We start from the raw sequence: 22952 nt of genomic DNA, 5'->3' as shown, positions 1-22952 counted from the left end.
GTTGATTGAGACCCGGAGAACGCGATGCTCGCGGCCCCCAACCTGTTCGCCCACCGCCCGGACCGGAGCGTGCGCCCCAAGGCGGCGCCCTTCCTGCCGATGTCGCGCGCGGAAATGGACCGGCTGGGCTGGGACCAGTGCGACGTGATCGTCGTCACCGGCGACGCCTATATCGACCATCCCAGCTTCGGCATGGCGATCATCGGTCGGCTTCTGGAATCGCAGGGCCTGCGTGTCGGCATCATCGCCCAGCCGGACTGGAGCAGTGCGGAGCCGTTCAAGATCCTGGGCAAGCCGCGGCTGTTCTGGGGGGTGACCGGCGGCAACATGGATTCGATGGTCAACCACTACACGGCTGACCGTCGCCTGCGCCACAATGACAGCTACACGCCGAACGACGAGGGCGGCAAGCGGCCGGACCGCGCCGTCATCGTCTATTCCCAGCGCTGCCGCGAAGCCTTCAAGGACGTGCCCATCGTCCTCGGCGGCATCGAGGCCAGCTTGCGCCGCATCGCCCAGTACGATCATTGGAGCGAGAAGATCCGCCGCTCCGTCCTGGTCGATTCCAAGGCGGACATGCTGGTCTACGGCAACGCCGAACGCGCCATCATCGAGATCGCCCAGCGTGCGCTGAACGGGGAGTCGCCCAAGGCGATGACCGACATCCGCGGCACCGCCATCATGCGCTCGTCCCTGCCGGACGGCTGGACGGTGGTGGACAGCAGCTCCATCGACGATCCGTCCGCTCCGGTCTCGCCGCGCGCCGCCGGTGCCGACCGCATGGCGGTGCGGTTGCCGAGCTTCGAGCAGGTGACGGCCGACAAGGTGCTCTACGCCCATGCCAGCCGCGTGCTGCATCAGGAAAGCAACCCCGGCAACGCCCGCGCGCTGGTCCAGCGCCACGGCGACCGCGACGTCTGGCTGAACCCGCCGCCGATCCCGCTCGAAACCAACGAGATGGACGGCGTCTACGACCTGTCCTATGCCCGCGCGCCGCATCCGTCCTACGGCGATGCGCGCATCCCGGCGTGGGAGATGATCCGCTTCTCGGTGAACATCATGCGCGGCTGCTTCGGCGGCTGTTCCTTCTGCTCGATCACCGAGCATGAGGGGCGCATCATCCAGAGCCGGTCGGAAGGGTCGATCCTGCGCGAGATCGAGCATATCCGCGACAAGACCAAGGGCTTCACCGGCGTCATCTCCGACATGGGCGGGCCGACCGCCAACATGTATCGCCTCGCCTGCAAGGACAAGGAGACGGAGTCGGTCTGCCGGCGTCCGTCCTGCGTCTTCCCCGACATCTGCAAGAACCTGAACACCGACCATTCCTCGCTGGTCCAGCTCTACCGCAAGGCCCGCGCCGTGCCGGGGGTGAAGAAGATCCACATCGCGTCCGGCCTGCGCTACGACCTCGCCGTCCGCAATCCGGAATATGTGAAGGAGCTGGTGACCCACCATGTCGGCGGTTACCTGAAGATCGCGCCGGAACACACCGAGCCGGGGCCGCTGGGCAAGATGATGAAGCCCGGCATGGGGGCCTACGACGAGTTCAAGCGGATGTTCGACAAGGCCGCGAAGGAGGCCGGGAAGAAGCTCTACCTCATCCCCTACTTCATCGCCGCCCACCCCGGCACCACGGACGAGGACATGATGAACCTCGCCTTGTGGCTGAAGCGGAACGGCTTCAAGGCGGATCAGGTGCAGACCTTCCTGCCCTCGCCGATGTCGCTGGCGACCGCGATGTACCACAGCGAGCGCAATCCGTTGCGCCCGGTCCGCCGCGTCGGATCGGAAATCGTTTCGTCGGCGAAGGGGTTGAAGCAGCGCCGCCTGCACAAGGCCTTCCTGCGCTACCACGATCCGGAGAACTGGCCGATCCTGCGCGAGGCGCTGAAGCGCCTGGGCCGCGAGGACCTGATCGGCCCGGGCGAGGAGCATCTGATTCCGGGCTGGCAACCGGTCGGCGCCACCGCCAAGCCGCGGGAAAAGGGGGGCAAGACCTTCCTGACCCAGCAGGCCGGCCAGGGCCGCCGCGTGGTGCCGCCGGTGGGCAAGGCGCCGGTGGCGAAGCCGGCAGCCGGGGCTGGCGGCAAGCCGTCCGGCATGAAGCCGCGCCAGACCAATTTGAAGGGCCGGTGACGCTAAAGCGCACACGGCCTATTCCCCTCTCCCCCCTGCTCTCGCGCAAACGAAGTTTGCGCTGACGCGACAGGCGGACCATGGGTCCGCCGAAAGTGGGGAGAGGGTCAGGGTGAGGGGGATTCGTGGCGAGGATTCTCGCAACGTCCCGCCACGCATCCCCCTCACCCTCCCCACTTCGTGGGTCCCCTCCCTCTCCCCGGGGGAGAGAGGGCGCTCATTGCTGCATTTCCCAATGGCTCCTTTGGCGGGGCCGCCGCCCGCATGGCCGGCCCCTGCCCCGGTTGGATTCCCATGGCACAATCGAAACGCACCCCGCGCCCGAACGCCATCCGCAGCGTTCTGGCCTTCACTTTCCGTCACTGGAGCCGCCAGACCCCGCTGGCCGTCGGCATCGCAGGCGCCATCGCCCTGTCGACGCTGGCCGACGTCTTCATGCCGCTGTTCGCCGGCCGGCTGGTCGATGCCCTCACCATGCTGCCGGGCGACCGCGACGCGGCGCTGCATGCGGCGCTGACCGCCTTCGGTGCCATGGTGGCGCTCGGCGTCGGCATGGTGGTGATGCGCCACATCGCCTGGAGCAGCGTCATCCCCTTCACCCTGCGCATCATGGCGGATGTCGGCCAGGACAGTTTCCACCGCATTCAGCGCTTCTCCACCGACTGGCACGCCAACAGCTTTGCCGGATCGGTGGTGCGCAAGATCACCCGCGGCATGTGGGCGCTCGACACGCTGGACGACACGCTGCTGCTGGCGCTGTGGCCGTCGCTGGTTGTGCTGATCGGCACAATGGTGACGCTGGGGCTGCACTGGCCGGCGATGGGGCTGGTCATCGCGCTCGGCACCGCAATCTACATCGCGATGACGGTGCTGTTCTCCACCCTCTACATCGCGCCAGCCGCCCGGCTGTCGAACGCCTGGGACACCAAGCTCGGCGGGACGCTGGCCGACGCCATCGGCTGCAACGCCGTGGTCAAGGCCTTCGGCGCCGAGCCGCGCGAGGACGACCGTCTGTCCACCGTCGTCGGCAAATGGAGCCGCCGAACCCACCGCACCTGGACCCGCCACACCCGCCACAGCACCGTGCAACTGGTGCTGCTGCTGCTGATCCGCAGTGCCGTGGTCGCGACGGCGCTGTGGCTGTGGTGGCGCGGGCAGGCGACGCCGGGCGACGTGGCTTATGTGCTGACCACCTATTTCGTCGTGCATGGCTATCTGCGCGACATCGGCATGCACATCAACCACCTCCAGCGCTCCGTCAACGAGATGGAGGAGCTGGTGGCGATCCATGCCGAGCCGCTGGGGGTGGAGGACCGGCCGGACGCCATCCCGATCCGCATCGGGGCGGGCGAGGTGCGCTTCGACCTCGTCACCTTCCAGTATGGCGGCCACACCACGCCGCTCTACCGCGACCTGTCGCTGACCATCGAGGCGGGGGAGCGGGTCGGGCTGGTCGGGCCGTCGGGGTCGGGCAAGACCACCTTCGTCAAGCTGATCCAGCGCCTCTATGACGTGACCGGCGGCCGGGTCCTGATCGACGGGCAGGAGGTGGCGGGGGCGACGCAGCACTCCCTGCGCTCGCAGATCGCCATCGTCCCGCAGGAGCCGATCCTGTTCCACCGCACGCTCGCGGAGAACATCGCCTATGGCCGCCCCGGCGCGTCGATGGCGGAGATCGAGCGGGCCGCCAAGCTCGCCAACGCCCATGACTTCATCGTCCGCCTGCCGAAGGGCTATGCGACGCTAGTCGGCGAGCGCGGCGTCAAGCTGTCGGGCGGCGAGCGGCAGCGGGTGGCGCTGGCCCGCGCCTTCCTGGCCGACGCGCCGATCCTGATCCTGGACGAGGCGACCTCCAGCCTCGATTCGGAATCGGAGGCGCTGATCCAGGAGGCCATCGAGCGGCTGATGCAGGGCCGCACCGCCATCATCATCGCCCACCGCCTGTCCACCGTGCGCACGCTGGACCGCATCCTGGTCTTCAAGCAGGGCCGGGTTGTGGAGGAAGGCAGCCATGCTGTCCTGCTCCACCGGCCGGGCGGGCTCTATCGCCGCCTGTTCGAACAGCAATCGGCGCCGGAGCCGGTCCGGCGGATCGGGGGCTAGAGTGTGATCGGCGCCTCTACGGGCACCGGACGGACTGCTACGTTCCCCTCACACGAACAGTTCCATCGTCTGCGGCACGTTGCGCGGCGTCTCCCCCGCCAGGATGGCGCGGGCGACGTCGACGGCGGCGAGCAGGCCGCTTTCGGTGAAGGGCTTGGGCAGGCAGCCGATGCCGGTCAGCGGGCCGTCCTTCTTCAGCTCGTCGCGGAAGGAGGTGATGAACAGGCAGGGCACGCCCAGCCTGGTCAATCCCCGTGCGGCGTCGATGCCGTTGGTACCCATGCCCAGATGTACGTCGACCAGGGCGAGATCCGGCTTGTCGTCCGCGGCGATTTCCACCGCCTCCACGGCAGTGACTGCCGGGCCGATGACAGTGTGGCCGACATTCTCCAGATAGAGCTGCTGTTCGAGCGCGATCAGCACCTCGTCTTCAACCAGCAGGATCTTCATCCCGAGATCTCCTCTGGCGAAGAGGTCTCCAGCAGCGGCACCTCGTCCGGCACCGGAAGCTCGATGCGGAAGGTGGTGCCTTGCGTGGTGGTGTCGATGTCGACGCTGGCCCGGATCTGACCGGCGAGGCTGGAGATCAGGCGCATGCCCAGGCTGCGGCTCTTGCGGATGTCGAAGTTGGACGGCAGGCCGGGACCGCGGTCCGAAACGGTCAGGGCGAGCTTCTCGTCTTCGCGCCGGAAGGTGACCGTCACCCGCGCCGCACTTTTGCCGCGATGCTTGACCGCGTTGGTGATCAGTTCGTTGGCGATCAGGCCGAGCGGGGCGGCATGGTCGATCGGCAGGTCGATCACGTCCGACCGCACCACGATGTCGCACATGCTGTCGCCGCCGGATGCGCGTGCCAGATCCTCGCACAGCTCGTTCAGGTAGGTGCCGAACTCGATGGTCTGGAACTGGTCGGCCTGATAGAGCCGGTTGTGGACGCGGGCAATCGCCTCGATGCGGCTGCGGGCATCCTGGAAATGCACCCGCACCCCCTCGTCGGGCAGGCTCAGCGTCTGCAGGGTCAGCAGGCTGGATACCAGCTGCAGGCTGTTCTTGACGCGGTGGTTGACCTCGCGCAGCAGGGTCGATTTCTGGCCGACCAGCTTGCGCAGCGCCGCCTCCATCGACTTGATCTCCGTCACGTCGATGTGCATCAGCACGGTGCCGCCGAAGGGCCCCGCCGGCATCGGGGCGGCGAGGCAGCGGAACCAGTGCTGGTTGTTGGTGACATATTCCGCCGACACCGGCGGCCCGCCTTCGCTCAGCAGCCTGCGCAGGCTGTCCATCACGGTGTCGGCGCGCGGGTCGGCGGTCTCGCCCCGGCCGCAATGGTCGAGATAATCGTCGCCGACGATGCAGCCCTGGCCGAGGAAGGTCGTTTCCGGCCCGGCTTCGGCCCAGGCGCGGTTGACCGAGACGATGTGGCCGGAGCGGTCGAGCACCGCGATGAAGGCCGGCAGCGCGTCCAGCGTCGCCTTGGTCTGCTCGGCCAGCTGGCGCATGGCAAGCGCGCTGGTCCGCAGCTCCTCCCGGGTGCGGCGACGTTCGGTGATGTCGCGCAGGATGCCGGTGATGAAGCTGCGCCCTTCCGATTCCCAGCGCGCCATCGACAGTTCCAGGTCGATGTGGCTGCCGTCGCGGCGCCGGCCGGACAGCTCCACCGGCTGGGCTGCGGTATCCATGCCGGCAGCACCCGGCCCGCTGCCCTCCGCCATGGCGATCCAGTCGGGAGCATCCTCGCCCAGCAGCACGGCGACGCTCTGTCCGATCAGCTCGTCCGGGCGATAGTCGAACTGACGCGTGGCGGTGCCGTTCATCCATTGCACCATGCCGCGGGTGTCGGTGGTGATGATGGCGTCGGGGGCGGTGTCGACGATGGCGCGATAGCGCGCGTCGCGCTGTTCGCGCAGAACCCGTTCGCGGTTCACCGACGCGGTGACATCGGTCACCTGGATCAGGCAGCGCGCCTCGTTGCCCGCGGATTGCGAATGAGGCGAGGGTGCGTGCGACGGCAGGGGACGGATCACCACATTGTGGACCATCCGCCGCCCATCCGGCAGGCGCAGCGGGAACAGCATCGGGTTCAGCGTGTGCGACAGGACGCCGGGCGCGCCGGTGGCCAGCGTGTCGCGCACGGCGATGTGCAGGCGCGATTCCCGCAGGTTGGGCAAGGCGTCGAACAGGTCGTGCCCGAGGATCTCCCTGGCCGTCAGGGTGGAGGCCTGCTCCATCCAGCCGTTCCAGTAGAGAACGCGGCAATGGCGGTCCAGAAGCAGGATGCCGGCATCCAGCGCGCCGAGGACATCCAGTGCCCAGGTGGGTTGTTCAGGCAATCTGGGAGCCATGAGACGACGTTCCAGCGGATGTGGGTTCTTCGGCGGCGATGCCTTCGATGAAGGCGTGGATCAGTTGCTTCAGGGACTGCAGGGACGAAACCCCCATCAGCAGGGCGATGTAGCCGCGGATGCTGCGGCTGCGGATGGTGAAATCGATGTAGAGGAACAGCACCAGCTCATCGCCGCCGCCGACCTTGTCCTTGAGGATGTTGGCGCCGTCGCCGCGCAGCACCGCCGGCAGCGAGATGGTCAGCCGGTCCTTCAGCGCGTTGGCGACCACCACCAGGCAACCGTTCAGGATGATGTTGCCGATCTCCGCCAGGGCGTCCTGCTCCAGATCGACGATTTCCGCCAGGGTCAGGTCGCCGCCCAGGACCGCGCGGGCCAGTTCCAGGCTGTTGGCCTCCGGAAAGATCAGCATGGCGCGGCCGTCGAAGGAGCCCTGGAACTGCTGCTCCACCGCCACCAGCCCGTTGCGCTCGCGCGCGGCCAGGAAATCGGACGCCTCCTGCCGGCTGACGATGTCCACGGTCGGCACGGACAGCAGAACCTGGTCGTTGACCATGCGGCTGAGATGGGTGGCGGCGCGGCCGACCCCCATATTCACCAACTCGGTCAGCGCATCGCGCTCCAGGTCGGTCAGTTCCACCATCTCTCGGCGCCTGTTCATCTTGGTCTCGGCTTCTCAACCGGCGCCGCCGGGCGGACGCATCACAAATGTGGCCTATCGATGGGAAAAAAGGCACCCCCGTCAATGTCATATGTTAATCCCGCGACGCCATAGCCGATATAGCCGTCCACTTCCCACAATGGTCAGCCTGACAATCCACCATCCAAAGACCCAAGAGCGGAACCTTTGGCAAGTCGCTGGAATTTTTGCGCAATATTGCTTGAGACGCGAAATTAACTGACCGGTGCGGTGTTGTGGGGCGGGACGGTCTCTCAAGGCGGGAACATCTCACAAGGGACTTGTCCTGCGGGGGATGGCGGCTCCACATATAGGGGCGGCGTCCCCTTGCGATGGGCGCCATGTCTTAGGAGACGTCGATGACCCCCGAGGAACGCACGCTTCTGTCCGACCTGTTCCGCCGCCTGCGCGATGTGGAGTCCCAGCAGGCCTCCCAGCCGCGCGACACCGAAGCGGAGGACTTCATCCGCCGGTCGGTTCAGGACCAGCCGCTGTCGTCCTACTACATGGCGCAGACCGTCCTGGTGCAGCAGCAGGCGCTGACCGCGGCACAGACCCGGATCGAGGAACTGGAGCGCCAGTTGCGCGAGCGTCCGGCCCAGCCGGCCCAGTCCGGCGGCAGCTTCCTGTCCAACGCGCTCGGCATCGGACGCAGCCCGTGGGGCCGTGGGGCCGAACCTCCCCCTGCCCCCTCCTATCCGCAGGCACCCCAGGGGCAGCCCCAAGGGCAGCCACAGCAACAGCCGGCCGCCGGGCGCAGCCCCTGGGGTGCGGCGCCGGGTGCCGCCTATCCGCAGCAGCAATACAGCCCCTCCCCCTTCCCGCAGCCGGGCATGGCCCCGCGCGGCGGCGGATTCTTCGCCGGTGCGGCGCAGACCGCGGCGGGCGTGGCCGGCGGAATGCTGGCGGCGAGCGCCATCTCCTCCCTGCTGCACCACTCGCCCGGACCCTTCGGCACGGCGATGGCCCAGCCCATGGCCGGTGAGACGATCAACGAGACGGTAATCACCAACAACTACTACGGCGACGAGCAGGGCCCGCAAAGCGATGCGGGCGGCGACACGGCGCAGGACGCCGCCTATGCGCCTGATCCGCCGCCGGCCGACGATGTATCGTACGACGATCCGTCCTTTGACGATGGCGGTAGCGGCGGGGACGATTCCTGGGTCTGAGCCTAGAGTGTGATCGGTTCAAGCGGAATCGCTTGAAGCGTGAATCACACGGAAAACCAAAAGCTTAGAGTTTGTCTGGTGCTTCAATAAGCATCAGACAAACTCTAGGGCTACGGGCAGGTCCGGTCCGGCTCGCGATTCTGCAGTCTGCGATTGCCTGTTGCGTCGCAGAATGCAGTGTCGGGCGACGGCCTTCTCCTGACGATCAGAGCCATGGTTAACAGGCACACGATCCGTGAGCGGTGGAAGGGGCCGATCATGGCGGCGTGGCTGCCCAGCCTTCCGCACGCATAAGGTCTTTCCCTGATCGAGAGCTTTACCGTCCTACTTTGGTATGAGCCTTGCTCCCTTGGTCGCGGTTCAGTTCAAACGGAAACACCCTCCATGGCCATCACCGTCACCATCGCCCCCTGCCGCGCCGACCGGTTGCCGAATGGCCGTATGCGGCTGCCGATTCAACTGCTTGAGATCGCCCAGGCGATGTCGGACGATTGCGACGGGGATCCGATCCACATTCTGGACTCGGACGGCCAGGAGGCTGCGGTGATCGGCCGGCGCGACGTCGAGATCGAACTGTTCTGAGGATGGGCGCCGCACAGCGCCCGATTCTCATTCCTCGTCTTTATAGCGGCTGGCGATGTCCGTGAACTCGTCCTCCAGGGCGTTGAAGGCGGCGACGACGGCGGGATCGAAATGGCTGCCGCTGCCTTCGCGGATGATCGAGGCCGCCTTTTCGTGCGGGAAGGGCGGCTTGTAGCAGCGGCGGCTGATCAGCGCATCGTACACGTCGGCGACCGCCATCAGGCGGGCCGACAGCGGGATCGCCTCCCCCGCCAGGCCCTGGGGATAGCCGGTGCCGTCCCAGCGTTCGTGATGGCCGTGGGCGATCTCGCGGGCGATGCGCAGGAACGAGCTTCCGCCGGCGATGGCGAGGTCGGCCTGCCCCTCGGCGGCGAAGATGGCGTCGTGCCCCAGGGCCGCGTGGGTCTTCATCACATGGAACTCGTCGTCGCTGAGCTTGCCCGGCTTCAGCAGGATCGAGTCCGGGATGCCGACCTTGCCGACATCGTGCAGCGGCGCCGATTTGTAGAGCAGCTCGATGGTTTCCTCGTCCAGCTGGCCGGCATAGCGCGGGTCGCGGCTGAGATGGAGGGCGAGCGCCAGCACATAGTTCTGGGTCCGGCGGATGTGGTTGCCGGTCTCGTTGTCGCGGGTTTCCGCCAGAGAGGCCATGGCGCGGATGGTGGCGTCCTGGGCGCGCAGCAGGTCGCGGGTGCGTTCCGCCACACGATCCTCCAGCTGCCGGTTCTGGTCGGCAAGCGCGCGTTGTGCCTCGCGGAGCGCGATGTGGGTGCGGACGCGCGCCAGCATCACCGGCGGGGAGATCGGCTTGGTGATGTAATCGACCGCACCCACCTCGAACCCGCGGGTCTCGTCATGGACCTGCCCCATGGCGGTGATGAAGATCACCGGCACGCCGCGGGTACGGGCGTCACCCTTCAGCCTCCGGCAAACCTCGACCCCGTCCATGCCCGGCATCATCACGTCCAGCAGGATCAGGTCGGGCAGCGGGTCGCCGGCCAGACGGGCAAGTGCCTGCGGGCCATCCTTCGCCACAATCAGGCTGTAGCTGTCGCGCAACAGATCGGCCATGACCTTCAGGTTGATCGGCTCGTCGTCGACGATCAGGATGCGCGGCTTGTCGCCGTTCGGCTGTCCGACCGGGTGCGGCAGGCTCATGTCGCGGTCTCTCTCAAATCGCGCAGGCGGTCGCGCAGTTCGGTCAGGGCAGTGGAGGCGTCGTCGAAATCGAAGGCGCCGGCATGGCGGTTCACCCGCTCGGCCAGGGCCGTCACCGGGCTGCCGGCCAGCATACGGGCAAGCGCATCGGCCAGATCGCCCGCTTCCGGATCTCCGGCGATCAGCAGGCCGCCCAGCCGGTCGGACAGCGATTGCGCCGCGCGCAGCATGTCGTGCGGAAGGCCGGCCGGTGTCGTCGGTTCGGGCTGCGGGGTGATGTCCGCAGTCGGCCGGCCGAGGGTGCCGATTCCCTTCACCACCCGCGCAAGGGCGTCGGCAAGCCGGTCGAGCAGGCCGTCCTCGACGGCCGGCGGCACCGTCATCGCGCCGGCTTCCACCCGGCCGGCCAGTTCGGACAGCTCCATGGCGCCGATGGTGGCCGCGGTGCCCTTCAAGGTGTGGGATAGCCGCAGTACGTCCTTCCAGCGGCCCTCGCAAACGGCGGTGGACAGCCGCACCGCCTCTCCCTCGTGGGTGGCGGCGAAATCGATCAGGATCCGGCGCAGCAGGGCAAGGTTGCCGTTCACATTGCGCCGGGCGACCGCGAGGTCGAGGGCCGGCAGGCTGTCGGGCAGCGCCTGGGCGGCCGACACCGCGGAGACCGCCGGCATCGCGGCATTTCCGGTGGCCGCCGCCGCGCCGCCGCCGAGTCCGCGCACCGGCTTCAGCCAACGGGCGAGTGCGGCATAGAGTGTCTCCGGGTCGATCGGCTTGGAGACGTGGTCGTTCATACCGGAATCGAGGCAGCGCTCGCGGTCGCCGGCCATGGCGTGGGCGGTCATGGCGACGATGGGCAGGCTCGACAACTCCAGCTTTCGCCGGATCAGCCGCGTCGTCTCGTAGCCGTCGAGGCCCGGCATCTGCACATCCATCAGCACGAGGTCGAACTTCACCTCGCGCAGGCATTGCAGGGCCTCCTCGCCGCTGCCGACGACGGTGGCCTCGATGCCGACCAGTTCCAGCAGGCCGCAGGCGACCTGCTGGTTGACCAGATTGTCCTCCACCAGCAGCACGCTGCGGCCGACCAGCGCCGACAGCTCCGTCGATTGGGCCGGATCATGCACGCGGCGCGCGGACTCGGCGGGCCGGGCCGCAGCCCCGCCCAAGGCCATCATCACCGAATCGAACATGGCGGACGGCGTCACCGGCTTTTCCAGCACGGCGGTGACCGGCCGGTCGGGACCGGCCGCGCCATTGTTCTCCAGCGCGCAGTCCAGCGCCCCCTGCACCCCGTCGGCGCCGTAGGCGGTGGTCATCACCACAGGCGGCTGGGCGCCCGGCAACGCGCGCAGGCGGCGCAGCGTCTCCACCCCGTCCAGTTCCGGCATGCGCCAGTCCAGCACCACCAGCTCCACCGGCGGCCCGATGCCGGTCTGCCCCTCTTCAACCCGGCGCAGCGCCGCCAAGCCGTCGCCGACCGATTCGACGGTCAGGCCGAAGCGTTCCAGCATGTCGGTCAAAATCGAGCGGACGGCGTCGCTGTCGTCGACCACCAGCACGCGGCGGTCCATCAGGTCGGACGGCAGCCGGTCGTCGGTGGTGTCGCCGGCCGCGACCCGGCAGCGGATGGAGAAGCGGAAGATGCTGCCCTCGCCCGGCCGGCTTTCCACCGACACGGTGCCGCCCATCAGCTCCACCAGCTGCCGGCAGATCGCCAGCCCCAGCCCGGTGCCGCCGAAACGCCGCGTGGTGGAGCTGTCGGCCTGGGTGAAGGGGCGGAACAGGGCGGCGGCCTGTTCCGGCGACATGCCGATGCCGGTGTCGCAGACCTCCACCTCCAGCCGGTAATCGTCGGCGGTGCCGATGCGCCCGCCGACCGTCACCGCCACCTCGCCCCGTTCGGTGAACTTCACGGCGTTGGAGACGAGGTTCAGGATGACCTGACCCAGCCGCAGCGGGTCGCCGACCAGGGTGCCCGGCACGCCGCCATGCAGGTCGACGATCAGTTCCAGCCCCTTTTCCCGCACCTTGGGCAGGACGACGGTCGCCACCTCCTGCAACACGTCGCCGATGTGGAACGGGATCGTCTCGATCGTCAGCTTGCCGGCCTCGACCTTCGAGAAGTCGAGGATGTCGTTGATGATGCCGAGCAGGCTGCGCGAGGAGGCGTGGATCTTGTCGAGGTAATCGCGCTGGCGCGGCGTCAGCTCCGTCTTCATCATCAGGTGGCTGAGGCCGATCACCGCGTTCATCGGCGTGCGGATCTCGTGGCTCATGTTGGCCAGGAAATCGCTCTTCTGCCGGTTGGCGCGGTCGGCCTCCTCCTTGGCGCGGGCAAGCTCGTCCTCGGTCCGCTTGCGGTCGGTCACATCCTTGTGGATGCCGGTGATGCGGGTCGGCAACCCGTCGGCGTCGCGATCCGTCACCTTGCCGGCCGACAGGATCCAGACCCAGGCGCCCGATTTGTGGCGCATGCGGAACTCGACCTCATAGACCGGGGCGCGACCGGCCACATGATCCTCCAGCGTCGCCAGCACGCGGTCGCGGTCGCCCTCGTGCAGCAGCGCCAGCCAGGTGGCGCCCCTGCCCGGCAGTTCGCCGGGCGCATAGCCGAGCATGCCGAGCCAGAGGTCGGAGAAATAGGCATGGTCCGTCACCGGGTTCCAGTCCCACAGCCCGGTGATGGACGCGTCCAGCGCCACCGTCAGCCGCTCCTCGCTCTCCTGCAAGGCGGTCAGCATGCGCTGGCGCTCGGTGATGTCCTGGAAGACGGTGACCGAGCCGACGATGCGGCCATCCTCGCGCAGCGGCACCGCGGTGATGGCGATGGGGAAAATCGTGCCGTCGCGCCGGACGAAATGATCGGTTTCCGAGCGGTGGATCTCGCCGAGCCGGACGCTGTTGAGGACGGTGCAGTCCTTGCCGGCGACCGGCCGCCCCTGCCCGTCCTTGTAATGCACGGCATCATGCAGGGTGATGCCGCGCAGCTCCTCCAGCGACCAGCCGAGCAGCCGCTCGGCTTCCGGATTCAGGAAGGTGCAGAAGCCGTTGCGGTCCAGCGAGAAGACGCCCTCGCCCATGCTGTCGGTGATGCTTTGCAGGAAGCGGCGGCTGTCCTCAAGCTCCGCCTCCATCCGCTTGCGCTCGGTGATGTCGGTGCGGATGGCGATGTACTGGTGCGGCTGGCCGTCGGCGGTCAGCTGCGGGACGATGGTCGCCGCCACCCAATATTCCTCGCCCGCCTTGGTGCGGTTGCAGATCTCGCCGTGCCAGACCTGCCCGTCCATGACGGTGTGCCACATCTCCGCGAAGAAGCCGGAGGGGTGGTGGCCGGAATTGACGATGCGATGCGACCGGCCCAGCAGCTCTTCGCGGGGGAAGCCGCTGATCTGGCAGAATTTGTCGTTGGCGTAGGTGATGATGCCGCGGTGGTCGGTGATGCTGACGATGGCATGCTGGTCGAGCGCGAATTTCTGCTGTTCCAGCGCCCGCTGCGCAGCGGAGCGTTCCTCCACCAGCCCCGCCATCAGCTGGCTCAGCCGTTCCAGGCTGTCGGTCGGGCTGCTGTCGGCCGCATCCGGCAGTTCGGGATGGCCGTCCGCCCGCAGCAGGCTGTTGGCGATGCCGCGCAGCCGGCGGATGGCATGGGCCTGCGCCGCCGCCTCGCGCCGCAGGCGCTCGTTGGTGTCGGCCAGTTCCTCCGAACTCAGCTGCAGGCTGCGCGCCCGGAGCGTCAGGTCGCGGTCGGCCTGCTCATAGCTCTGGCCGATGCGGGTGAACAGCGCCGGCAGCGTCTCCAGCATCCGCGCCGCCTCCGCCGACAGGCCGGCGGTGCCGGCGAGCGCCTTCAACTCCGCCAGGACGGAGTCCGCCGCCTCGGCGGTCGGCAGGCCCAGCACCCGCTTGAACTGGCTTTGCAGCAGGCGATGCATGCGGTCAGCGTTCCGTCAGCAGGGCGACCGTCATCGTCTGGTTGTGCAGCCGGCAATCGACCAGATCGCGCATCGGTCCGATCTCCCCATAGGAGTAGAAGCCGGCCAGCACGGTGCCGGGCCTCATCCGGTCGGCCACCGCCTGCACCTCCTCCTCCACCCGGTCGCCCATCACCAGCTTGCGCCCGACGCAGCTGGTCAGCAGGGCGAGCCGGTCTCCTGCCATGTTGGCGGCCATTTCGGCAGTCGCGTCGATCGTCATGGCGCTGGCACTGGCGGCGGCGGCGATGGCGCCGGCCTGTTCCGCCCCGTCGACCAGCCCGTCGGTGCTGGCATGCATCAGCCGCAGATAGAAGCCCTCCTCCACCGTGCCGGCCAGGATCAGCCCGCCGGCCGCCTCGTCGATGCCGAGGATGGTGCGGATCAACCCGACCGAATCATGGTTTCCGTTCAGCAGCTCGAAGGGGAACAGCAGGCCGGATGCCGGCAGGTCGCGGGCATAATCGCCGAGATAGCGCTTGTAGACGTTCAGCGCCGGCTCGCCGTCCAGCTGGAGCAGCAGGTTATCGACCGCCTTGGTCACCTTGCGCGCCGGCCCGAACGGCTCCCAGCCGCCGACGGACCCGAGGCCCAGATGCACGGCATCGCCATACAGCCCGACCGCCACCGCCCGCCCGTCGGACACGCCGGACGGCCCCAGCACCAGCGTGCGAACGAAAGCACCGCCGTCGCCGGCCAGCCCGCCCGATACCGGCACGCCGGACGGCAGGCGCGACGACAGCCCGTCGATCAGCGCACTTCCGTTGACCCCGACGCCGCGGGCGAACAGCAGCACCCCCGACAGGCCCGGCCGGGCGGTCAGCGCCTCCCCGAGCGCCTCGCCCGCGCGCTGGCTGTCGTCGGCGGATGCGATGCCGGCCTCCGTGGCGGTGACGGCGGTGCCCTTGCCGAAGCGGATGGCGGTGGCGATGCAGGAACCGTCGAGGACGCTGTCCCCGGCGATCTCACCCGCCGTGCTGCATCCCACCGTTATCGCGTCGGGGTAGGCGGCGGTCAGCCGGCTGGCAAAGCCTGGACTGTCGAAGATGTCGACGGAACCGAAAACCAGGACGAGATCGGCGGACTGCGGAGACAGCTCCGCCCCGGGAGGTGCAAACGCCGACTGCCAGACCCGCATGCCTCTCCCCATCGTCGATCACTTCCAGTCAGAGACTATCATGCGGCTGGGAACGGGAAGAGGCCCTATAACGTTCGTGGGCTGCGGATGGTCATAATGACGCACGCCGAAGTCACCATCCGAACAGGGTGTGACGATCGGATTATGACCGGCGAAGGCAGAAAATGAGAGTTCCCACGTAAGGATCTGTCAACCACACTGCGGTATGGTTGACCTGCCAAGCAGTGTGGATCGGAACAGTCCCTGGGAGCGGGGGAGCGGTTTGCAGCCGGCAGCAACGAACAAAACGGGCAAAAAAGCCCAGAGCGGACGCACTTTCCGGGGAGCAGGACGCATATGACGATGAACGCGCGCGACGACACCTCGATGCCCCACCACCCAACCGGTGCCGCAGGCGGCCGCAGGCTGGGCGTGCGCGGCAAGCTTCTGCTCGCCTTCGCCGGCATGGCCGGCATGACGGTCGCCGCCAGCATGGTCGGGCTGACCTCCTTCTCGGCGGTGGAACGGCCGCTGACGCAGATCGTCGGCACCGGCCTGCCGGAGATGGAGCTGGCGAAGCGCCTGTCCGGTGAGAGCAGCGGCATCGCCGCCGCCGCTCCGGTGCTCGCCGCCGCCGAAAGCCAGAGCGAGCGCGAGCGTGTCTATGGCGAGATCATGGGCAACGGCAAGGCGCTGGGCGCCCTCGTGGAGGAACTGGCGAGCCACCGGTCCGGCGATCCGCGGATCGGCGACCTGCGCACCAAGACCCAGGGGCTGATCGCGACGCTGGAGCGCGGCAACGCCGCCGCCAACCTGCGCCTGTCCGTCCGCGGCACGCGCGAGACGATGGCGGTCGATCTGGCCAAGTCCTACGACGCCTTCCTCGCCAACCTCGCCCCGCTGACCGAGCGGGCCGGCGCCACGCTGCGCAGCAAGGGTGAGACGCTGGACAGCAGCACCGAGCGCGACATGAATTCGCTGGGCGACGCCATCCGCTCGCTGATCACCATGTACGAGGTGCGCGGCGATCTCGGCCTTGCATCGGAAGCACTGACGCGCACAGGTGGCGCTGAAACTGCTTTCGCCGTCACCCAGTTCCAGCAGAACTATCTGGAAGCGGCCGCCCGCATGGTCAGCGCCACCGCCCAGATCGGCAGCCGGCTGAGCAAGGAGACCTCGGACGGGCTGGATGCCTTCTTCCTGCTGGGCGACGGTGCTGACGGCGTCTTCGACATGCGCCGCAAGGCGCTGGAATTGCCGGCCGGCAGCGCCGAGCGCGACGCCATCCGCCAGAAGACGACCGAGGTCCTGGCCGATGCCGCCCGCCGGCAGGCCACTCTGCTGGACCAGATGGAATCGCCGCTGATGCGGCTGAAGGCCGAGATCAAGCTGTCGAGCGTCAACATCCGTTCGCAGACCCGGGACTCGATGCAGGATCTGCTGGGCGACGGTCTGGCCCGCTTCCGCACATATCTGGAACTGTCGACCTACGCCGCCGCCACCGTCGGCGCGCTGAACGAGGCGACGCAGGCGCCCAGCGCCGACCGGCTGGCCATGCTGGAAACCCGCTTCACCACCGCCGCCAAGGCGATGGAGGAGCGGTTGAAGGCGCTCCAGGCCGCCGGCGACGACGGGCTGCCGAAGCTGGTGAAGAGTGCCGAACTGCTGGCCGGCTTCGGCAAGGGCGACAACAGCCTGTTCAAGCTGCGCCGCTCCGAACTCGACGCCGCTGCGGAGAACGAGAAGGTGCTGGCGGAGAACCGCCAGATCGCCAAGCAGTTCGCCGGCATGGTCGACGGCCAGATCGCCGCGATGAAGCAGGAGGCGGACACCGCCGCCGCCGGAGCCACCGATGCGCTGTCGGCCAGCCGCAAGATGCTGATCCTGTTCGCGGTCGGCAGCCTGATCGGCGCCGCGGCACTGGCTTGGTTCGTGGTCGGCCGCAACATCGTCGCGCGCCTCAGCCAGCTGTCCGATGCCATGCGGGCGATTGCCGCCGGCAACCTGAACGCGCCGATCCCCGCCGCCGGTTCGGATGAGATCGGCGACATGACCCGCGCCCTAATGGTCTTCCGCGACACCGCCAACGAGGCGAATGCCGCCAATGCGCGGGCCGAGGCCGAACGCGGCCGTGCCGCCGGCGAGCGCCGTCGCGCCATGGTCGAGATGGCTGAGAATTTCGAAAGCAGCGTGCGCGGCGTGCTGGACCGCGTCGCCCGCGCCGCCGGCGAGATGCAGGATATGGCGCAGCGGATGAGCCGCAACGCCGAGGCCACCACCGGCGAGGCGGCGACCGCCGCCAGCACGTCCCAGCAGGCCGAAGGCAGCGTCAAGGCGGTCGCCGCCGCGACCGAGGAGCTGTCGGCCTCGATCCAGGAGATCGGCAGCCAGGTTCACGCCTCCAGCCAGATCGCCCGCAAGGCGGCGACCGAGGCGGAGCGCACCGACCGCACGGTGGAGGGCCTGTCGCAGTCGGCCAACAAGATCGGCGAGGTGGTGCAACTGATCAACGACATCGCCAGCCAGACCAACCTGCTGGCGCTGAACGCCACCATCGAGGCTGCCCGCGCCGGTGAAGCCGGCAAGGGCTTCGCCGTGGTGGCGAGTGAAGTGAAGAGCCTCGCCAACCAGACCGGCAAGGCGACGGAGGAGATCTCCAGCCAGATCCAGGCGATGCAGGCGGTGACCCAGGATGCGGTGGACGCGATCCGCTCCATCGCCGGCACCATCCGCGAGATCAACGAGATCGCCGCCACCGTCGCCGCCGCGGTCGAACAGCAGAGTGCGGCCACCCGCGAGATCGCCCGCAATGTCGGCGAGGCGGCAGACGGCACCCAGCATGTCCGGCGCAACATCGACAGCGTCGCCCGCGCCGCCGCGGAGTCGGGCGAGTCCGCCACCCGTGTGCTGACCGCCTCCTCCACCGTCGCGGACGAGGTGCGCTCGCTGGGCTCGCAGGTCGACAGTCTGGTCAACCGCATGCGGGCGGGCTGATCGGGCCGCCGGGGCCGCCGAAAACCAAAAACAGAACCGAAAGAGAAAAGCCCCTCTCCCGTCAGCGGAGAGGGGCTTTTCTCATGCGAAGACCGTCGCTGGTCAGCGCCGGGTCTCGACCGTGATCGGGCGCCAGATCACCGCGGCACCGGCACCGGCACCGCAGGCGCCGCCGCAGAATTCCTCATGGGTGTCGGTGCCGCCGCCCTGGGTGTTGCGGTTGCCCTGGGTGCCGGTGGTCGCCCGCTCTTGAGGCGGCTGGGCCATTTGCTGCTGCTGGGACTGAGTGGTCATACCATTTCTCCTCTCGGGGAGGCATGAGGTATCAAAATACTCATCGACGATCAACTGTGATTTTAGGCAGATCTGTCGTGACTTATTTTGGCCTCAACACCGAAAACCGAGCTTTGTTTTGCGATGCCGAAGAGTTGATCGTGCATCGCACAAGAAAAGGACAAGACGGACCAAGCCGTTCGTCCGCAAACATAAAACGCCCTTCCTCGCGGTGGAGGAAGGGCGTTTTTGTCGGCAACCATGCGGCGGAACGTCGCCCGCCGCTGCGCTGCGGCAAGAAAACGGCGGGGAGATCAGCCGCTGTTGCGCAGGCCGGCGGCGATGCCGTTGATGGTGAGATGGATGCCGCGGGCGATCTGCTCGCCGCTGTCGCTGGTGCGGTGACGCTTCAGCAGCTCGACCTGGACGTGGTTCAGCGGGTCCAGATAGGGGAAGCGGTTGCGGATCGACCGCGCCAGCAGCGGGTTCTTTTCCAGCAGGGCCGATTGCTCGGTGATCGCCAGCAGGGCGTCGATGCTGTCCTGCCACTCCGCCCGGATGCGGGTGAAGATGGCGTCGCGCAGTGCCGGGTCCGACACCAGCCCGGCATAGCGCGATGCGATGGCGATGTTCGACTTGGACAGCACCATGTCCATGTTGGACAGCAGCGTGCTGAAGAAGCCCCAATCGCGGTGCATGGCGCGCAGCCGCTCCATCCCGTCGGGATGCTGGGCCAGATAGGCCTTCACCGCCGACCCGAAGCCGTACCAGCCCGGCAGCATCAGGCGGCACTGCGCCCAGCTGAACACCCAGGGAATGGCGCGCAGATCCTCGATGCTGGTCGATTTCTTGCGCGAGGCCGGGCGGCTGCCGATGTTGAGGTTGGCGATCTCGCCGATCACCGTCGATTCCCAGAAATACTTTTCGAAGCCCTCAGTCTCGTAGACCAGCCCGCGATAGGCCTTGAAGGCGTGCTCCGACAGCTCTTCCATGGTCTGGAGGAACAGGTCGGTGCAGGGGGCGGCCGATTCCGGATGTAGCAGCGTGGCTTCCAGCGTCGCCGCGGCCAGCGTTTCCAGGTTGCGGCGGCCGACCTCCGGGTTGGAATATTTGCCGGCGATGACCTCGCCCTGCTCGGTGATGCGGATGGCGCCCTGCACGGCGCCGGCCGGCTGGGCCAGGATCGCCTGATAGCTGGGGCCGCCGCCGCGACCGACCGAGCCGCCGCGACCGTGGAACAGCCGCAGACGCACGCCATGCTTGGCGAACACCTCGACCAGCGCGATCTCGGCCTTGTACAGCTCCCAGCCGGAGGTCATGAACCCGCCGTCCTTGTTGCTGTCCGAATAGCCGAGCATCACCTCCTGCAGATTGCCGCGGCTCTCCAGGAAGCGCCGGTAGGCCGGGATCGACAGCAGCCGGTCCATGGTGGCGGCACAGTTGCGCAGGTCGCCGATGGTCTCGAACAGCGGGGCGATGTTCAGGTCCAGCGCCTTGTCCTTCGGCCGCAGCAGCCCGGCTTCCTTCAGCAGGACGGCAACCTCCAGGATGTCCGACACGCCGTCGGTCTTGGAGATGACGCAGTTCACCACCGCATCGGTGCCGAAGCGGACGCGGGCTTCGGCGGCGGTGCGCAGGATGTCCAGTTCGGAACTGGTCTCTTCGGAATAGTCGGCGTAGCTGGAGGCCAGCGGGCGGTTGGTGTCCAGCTCGCGCACCAGGACCTCGATCCGCTCGTCCTCCGACAGCGCCGTGTAATCGACGCCGGCGTCGGCGAAGGACAGCAGCTCCGCCACCGAACGCTCATGCACGTCGGAGTTCTGGCGCAGGTCGATGCTGGCGAGATGGAAGCCGAACAGGTCGACGGCGCGGCGCAGGTGACGCAGCCGGCCCTTCGCCAGTGCCGCCGAGCCGTTGACGGTCAACGAGCGGTCGATGATGTCGAGGTCGGCGCGGAATTCCGCGGGGGTCTGGTAGGGCGGCGCGTCGCCCACGGCGTGGCGCGGCGCCTCCAGCCCGTCCAGCGTCCGCAGCGTCGCGGCGACCCGCGCATAGATGCCGGAAATCGCGCGGCGGTAGGGCTCCATCTTGCGGTGCGGCGACGAGTCGGGCGAACGCTCGGCCAGCTGGCGCAGCGGCTCCGACACGTCGATGACGCGGGTGCTGAGCGACAGCTCCGACCCCAGCGTGTGCAGCTCGTCCAGATAGAATTGCAGGGCGCGGGTGCTCTGCATCCGCATCGCCTGGCGCAGCACGGGGGCGGTGACGAAGGGGTTGCCGTCGCGGTCGCCGCCGATCCAGCTGCCCATCCGCAGGAAGGACGGCAGCTCCGTCGTCGTCCAGGACGGGTCGGTCTTGCGCAGGTGGTCTTCCAGCTGGGCGTAGAAGCGCGGCATCTCGCGCAGGAAGGTGTAGTCGTAGAAGGTCAGGCCGTTGGCCACCTCGTCCGTCACCGCCAGCTTGGTGGCGCGCAGGATCGCGGTCTGCCACAGGGTCAGCACGGCGCGCTGGAGCGATTCGAGGTTGGTGTCCTCCTCCTCCGGCGTCATCGGTCCATGGTCGCGCTCGGCCAGCAGCTTGGCGACCTGCATCTGCACGGTCAGGATGCTCTTGCGCTGCACCTCGGTCGGGTGGGCGGTCAGCACCGGGCTGACCAGCGCGCCGTCGAAGAACTCCTTCAGCTGCTGGGTGGTGATGCCGGCCTTCGCCGCCTCGTCCAGCGCATGGTCCATCGTGCCTTCGCGCGGCGCCGACCCGGCAAGCGCATGGGCGCGGGTGCGGCGGATGTGGTGCTGGTCCTCCGCGATGTTGGCGAGGTGCGAGAAGAAGCTGTAGGCCCGCACCACCCGCGCCGTCTGCGGCGGCGACAGGCTGTTCAGGATCGCCTCCAGCTCCTTGCGGGCGCCCTGGTCCTCTTCACGGTGAAAGCGGATCGAGGTCTGGCGGATGCGCTCGACGATGTCGAACACCGCCTCCCCTTCCTGGCTGCGGACGGTGTCGCCCAGGATGCGCCCCAGCAGGCGGATGTCTTCGCGGAGCGGCTGGTCCTTCGTCTCGGAACTTTCCTGCAGCAGGATGGCGGACATGGGCGACGGTTTCCTGGTCGAGGATGGACGGATACGGGTCGATGCGCGAACGAGGATGATCATTTTTCGGGCAGGAGGCATCCCCTGCACGCGAAGTGGTCAGACCATCGGCGACAGCATGCCGATTCTGTCGGAAGTTTCAACCGTCCGTGTGCTGGTGCGAGATAATTTCCATAAGTCGCAGCGCTGAGAAATGCGACGTCGCATATCCCATGTCCGCTCCACCTCTCTTCCCTGCCTGGGGACACGGCTCGGTTGGGCAGTGTGCCGGCACCAAGCCCATGATTTCCTTCCAATGGCCGGCGTCCGACCCATACTATGAGCCGGCGGGATTCCGCCGATTCACAGACCGGAGAACCAAGGCAAGCGATGAAGCCCGTTCCTCCCTTCAAGGTCGCCGGGTTGTTCGTCTGTCATGTCCGTTCCGAACGGATCGAGCGGCATTTCCGGCACCTCGTCGATCAGACCGGGCACATGATCGACTGGCATTTCATGTTCAATCCGGACAACCGGGCGGAACCGCAGATCGATTTCGCCTATCGGCCGCCGGACTCCTGCATGCCGGCCCGTTATCGGGAGATGGCGGCGCATGGCGGCGTTCAGCGGGGCTACCTGGATGTGGCGATCATTCCCTGCGTCCTGTCCCTCGACGCCGATTTCGTCTGGGTCGTCGAATACGACGTCGATTATTCCGGCGACTGGATGCAGCTTTTCGACCAGTTCAGCCGGAACGCGTCCGATCTCCTGACGACGACCGTCCAGCCGCTCGCCGCAAGTCGCGATTGGTACTATTGGCAGTCGGCAGCGATGCCGGCGTCGGTCAGCCCTGACCTCGCCCACCGGGCGTTTCACCCGATCATGCGCCTGTCCCGCCATTTCGCGCGGACCTATGGGCTGATCATGTCCGTCGCCGGCTGGCGCGGCCATTACGAGTTCACCCTGCCGACCGTCGCGCTCGCCGGCGGGTTCACCGTCGAAGACATCGGCGGGCAGGGTCCGCTCTGTCCGCCCGACCGGCGCGGAACCAATTACGAGAACACCCCGCAGGACGAATGCCTGCAACCGGGCACCCTGATATGGCGCCCCTCCCGCCCGCGCTATTTTGCCGAGGACCCGAGCGGCTTCGGCCAGAGCAACATGATCCATCATCCGGTAAAGCCGGACGTTGCGGATTGGGACGCGCCTGCGTAACGAGAACGCGACAACAAATTTCCGTCCAATCCAGAATACACAATCTTGACGGGAACGTCTGGAGCAATGATTATCGTCGTCTCGAAGGATGTTCCTGCTCAGCCTTCGTTTGAAATGACCCTATAACTTAGGAATGGAAAGCATG

Annotated in this window: 15 protein-coding genes; 7 read left to right on the top strand and 8 right to left on the bottom strand. The window is 67.6% G+C overall.

The annotated features are described in order from the left end of the window. The first annotated feature begins 24 nt into the window (after positions 1 to 24). Both VH569_RS21110 and VH569_RS21105 read left to right on the top strand, forming a co-directional pair. Positions 25 to 2139: a YgiQ family radical SAM protein gene (locus tag VH569_RS21110; protein WP_423317638.1), complete on the top strand. Its 2115-nt coding sequence runs from the start codon at positions 25 to 27 to the stop codon at positions 2137 to 2139. A 294-nt stretch (positions 2140 to 2433) separates the two neighbouring features. Beyond that, entirely contained in the window at positions 2434 to 4242 is a 1809-nt protein-coding gene (locus VH569_RS21105; RefSeq protein WP_423317636.1) for an ABC transporter ATP-binding protein, read from the top strand. A gap of 48 nt (positions 4243 to 4290) precedes the next feature. Here VH569_RS21105 and VH569_RS21100 read toward each other — a convergent pair whose 3' ends face one another. From VH569_RS21100 to VH569_RS21090, 3 genes are read right to left on the bottom strand one after another with little or no spacing between them, the layout of a single operon-like run. Beyond that, positions 4291 to 4692 carry a response regulator gene (locus VH569_RS21100; RefSeq protein ID WP_423317634.1) on the bottom strand — a complete coding sequence of 134 codons (402 nt, stop codon included), beginning with the start codon at positions 4690 to 4692 and terminating at the stop codon, positions 4291 to 4293. Next, positions 4689 to 6584: a PAS domain S-box protein gene (locus tag VH569_RS21095; protein WP_423317632.1), complete on the bottom strand. Its 1896-nt coding sequence runs from the start codon at positions 6582 to 6584 to the stop codon at positions 4689 to 4691. Before VH569_RS21095 ends, VH569_RS21100 begins: the two co-directional genes overlap by 4 nt. Then, positions 6565 to 7245 carry a chemotaxis protein CheX gene (locus VH569_RS21090; protein WP_423317631.1) on the bottom strand — a complete coding sequence of 227 codons (681 nt, stop codon included), beginning with the start codon at positions 7243 to 7245 and terminating at the stop codon, positions 6565 to 6567. The genes VH569_RS21095 and VH569_RS21090 overlap by 20 nt, the downstream gene beginning before the upstream one ends. 377 nt (positions 7246 to 7622) lie before the next feature. Between VH569_RS21090 and VH569_RS21085 the strand changes: the two genes are divergently transcribed. Next, positions 7623 to 8435 carry a DUF2076 domain-containing protein gene (locus VH569_RS21085; RefSeq protein ID WP_423317629.1) on the top strand — a complete coding sequence of 271 codons (813 nt, stop codon included), beginning with the start codon at positions 7623 to 7625 and terminating at the stop codon, positions 8433 to 8435. 384 nt (positions 8436 to 8819) lie between these two features. Continuing rightward, positions 8820 to 9017, top strand: coding sequence for a hypothetical protein (locus VH569_RS21080; RefSeq protein ID WP_423317627.1), 198 nt, complete (start codon positions 8820 to 8822; stop codon positions 9015 to 9017). A gap of 27 nt (positions 9018 to 9044) precedes the next feature. On the opposite strand, the gene VH569_RS21075 is transcribed toward VH569_RS21080, so the two are convergent. Genes VH569_RS21075 through VH569_RS21065 form a run of 3 tightly spaced genes read right to left on the bottom strand, consistent with a single transcriptional unit; the run spans position 9045 to position 15284 of the window. Beyond that, positions 9045 to 10175: an HD-GYP domain-containing protein gene (locus VH569_RS21075; RefSeq protein WP_423317625.1), complete on the bottom strand. Its 1131-nt coding sequence runs from the start codon at positions 10173 to 10175 to the stop codon at positions 9045 to 9047. Next, positions 10172 to 14107 (bottom strand): PAS domain S-box protein, encoded by a 3936-nt coding sequence (locus VH569_RS21070; RefSeq protein WP_423317623.1) that lies wholly within the window; start codon positions 14105 to 14107, stop codon positions 10172 to 10174. Before VH569_RS21070 ends, VH569_RS21075 begins: the two co-directional genes overlap by 4 nt. A 4-nt stretch (positions 14108 to 14111) precedes the next feature. Further along, entirely contained in the window at positions 14112 to 15284 is a 1173-nt protein-coding gene (locus tag VH569_RS21065; RefSeq protein ID WP_423317621.1) for an FIST signal transduction protein, read from the bottom strand. Positions 15285 to 15620: 336 nt separating this feature from the next. Between VH569_RS21065 and VH569_RS21060 the strand changes: the two genes are divergently transcribed. Continuing rightward, a complete protein-coding gene (locus VH569_RS21060; RefSeq protein WP_423317620.1) occupies positions 15621 to 18257 on the top strand; it encodes a methyl-accepting chemotaxis protein in 2637 nt (878 codons plus the stop codon). A gap of 102 nt (positions 18258 to 18359) precedes the next feature. On the opposite strand, the gene VH569_RS21055 is transcribed toward VH569_RS21060, so the two are convergent. Together VH569_RS21055 and ppc are read right to left on the bottom strand one after the other, a co-directional pair. Next, the gene (locus VH569_RS21055; RefSeq protein WP_423317618.1) at positions 18360 to 18551 is read right to left on the bottom strand and encodes a hypothetical protein; all 192 of its coding nucleotides are present in this window, start codon (positions 18549 to 18551) and stop codon (positions 18360 to 18362) included. Positions 18552 to 18844: 293 nt separating this feature from the next. Further along, positions 18845 to 21616: a phosphoenolpyruvate carboxylase gene (gene ppc, locus VH569_RS21050; RefSeq protein ID WP_423317616.1), complete on the bottom strand. Its 2772-nt coding sequence runs from the start codon at positions 21614 to 21616 to the stop codon at positions 18845 to 18847. Here ppc and VH569_RS21045 point away from each other — a divergent pair. After that, on the top strand, positions 21615 to 21806 hold the full coding sequence (locus tag VH569_RS21045; protein WP_423317614.1) for a hypothetical protein: 192 nt from the start codon (positions 21615 to 21617) through the stop codon (positions 21804 to 21806). The two genes, ppc and VH569_RS21045, sit on opposite strands and share 2 nt — an antisense overlap. A gap of 179 nt (positions 21807 to 21985) precedes the next feature. Next, positions 21986 to 22807, top strand: coding sequence for a hypothetical protein (locus VH569_RS21040; RefSeq protein ID WP_423317612.1), 822 nt, complete (start codon positions 21986 to 21988; stop codon positions 22805 to 22807). Positions 22808 to 22952: the final 145 nt, after the last annotated feature.

Source organism: Azospirillum sp. 11R-A, assembly GCF_049472615.1.
GTDB classification, from domain to species: Bacteria; Pseudomonadota; Alphaproteobacteria; order Azospirillales; family Azospirillaceae; genus Azospirillum; species Azospirillum palustre.
This window is presented reverse-complemented; position numbering and strand designations above follow the sequence as displayed.

Excerpts from the sequence above, each read along its gene's own strand:
- VH569_RS21105 (WP_423317636.1), top strand. The coding sequence starts at position 2,434 with ATGGCACAATCGAAACGCACCCCGCGCCCGAACGCCATCCGCAGCGTT.
- VH569_RS21045 (WP_423317614.1), top strand. The coding sequence starts at position 21,615 with ATGGGCGACGGTTTCCTGGTCGAGGATGGACGGATACGGGTCGATGCG.
- VH569_RS21085 (WP_423317629.1), top strand. The coding sequence starts at position 7,623 with ATGACCCCCGAGGAACGCACGCTTCTGTCCGACCTGTTCCGCCGCCTG.
- VH569_RS21065 (WP_423317621.1), bottom strand. The coding sequence starts at position 15,284 with ATGCGGGTCTGGCAGTCGGCGTTTGCACCTCCCGGGGCGGAGCTGTCT.
- VH569_RS21055 (WP_423317618.1), bottom strand. The coding sequence starts at position 18,551 with ATGACCACTCAGTCCCAGCAGCAGCAAATGGCCCAGCCGCCTCAAGAG.
- VH569_RS21090 (WP_423317631.1), bottom strand. The coding sequence starts at position 7,245 with ATGAACAGGCGCCGAGAGATGGTGGAACTGACCGACCTGGAGCGCGAT.
- ppc (WP_423317616.1), bottom strand. The coding sequence starts at position 21,616 with ATGTCCGCCATCCTGCTGCAGGAAAGTTCCGAGACGAAGGACCAGCCG.
- VH569_RS21080 (WP_423317627.1), top strand. The coding sequence starts at position 8,820 with ATGGCCATCACCGTCACCATCGCCCCCTGCCGCGCCGACCGGTTGCCG.
- VH569_RS21095 (WP_423317632.1), bottom strand. The coding sequence starts at position 6,584 with ATGGCTCCCAGATTGCCTGAACAACCCACCTGGGCACTGGATGTCCTC.
- VH569_RS21075 (WP_423317625.1), bottom strand. The coding sequence starts at position 10,175 with ATGAGCCTGCCGCACCCGGTCGGACAGCCGAACGGCGACAAGCCGCGC.
- VH569_RS21060 (WP_423317620.1), top strand. The coding sequence starts at position 15,621 with ATGACGATGAACGCGCGCGACGACACCTCGATGCCCCACCACCCAACC.
- VH569_RS21110 (WP_423317638.1), top strand. The coding sequence starts at position 25 with ATGCTCGCGGCCCCCAACCTGTTCGCCCACCGCCCGGACCGGAGCGTG.
- VH569_RS21070 (WP_423317623.1), bottom strand. The coding sequence starts at position 14,107 with ATGCATCGCCTGCTGCAAAGCCAGTTCAAGCGGGTGCTGGGCCTGCCG.
- VH569_RS21040 (WP_423317612.1), top strand. The coding sequence starts at position 21,986 with ATGAAGCCCGTTCCTCCCTTCAAGGTCGCCGGGTTGTTCGTCTGTCAT.
- VH569_RS21100 (WP_423317634.1), bottom strand. The coding sequence starts at position 4,692 with ATGAAGATCCTGCTGGTTGAAGACGAGGTGCTGATCGCGCTCGAACAG.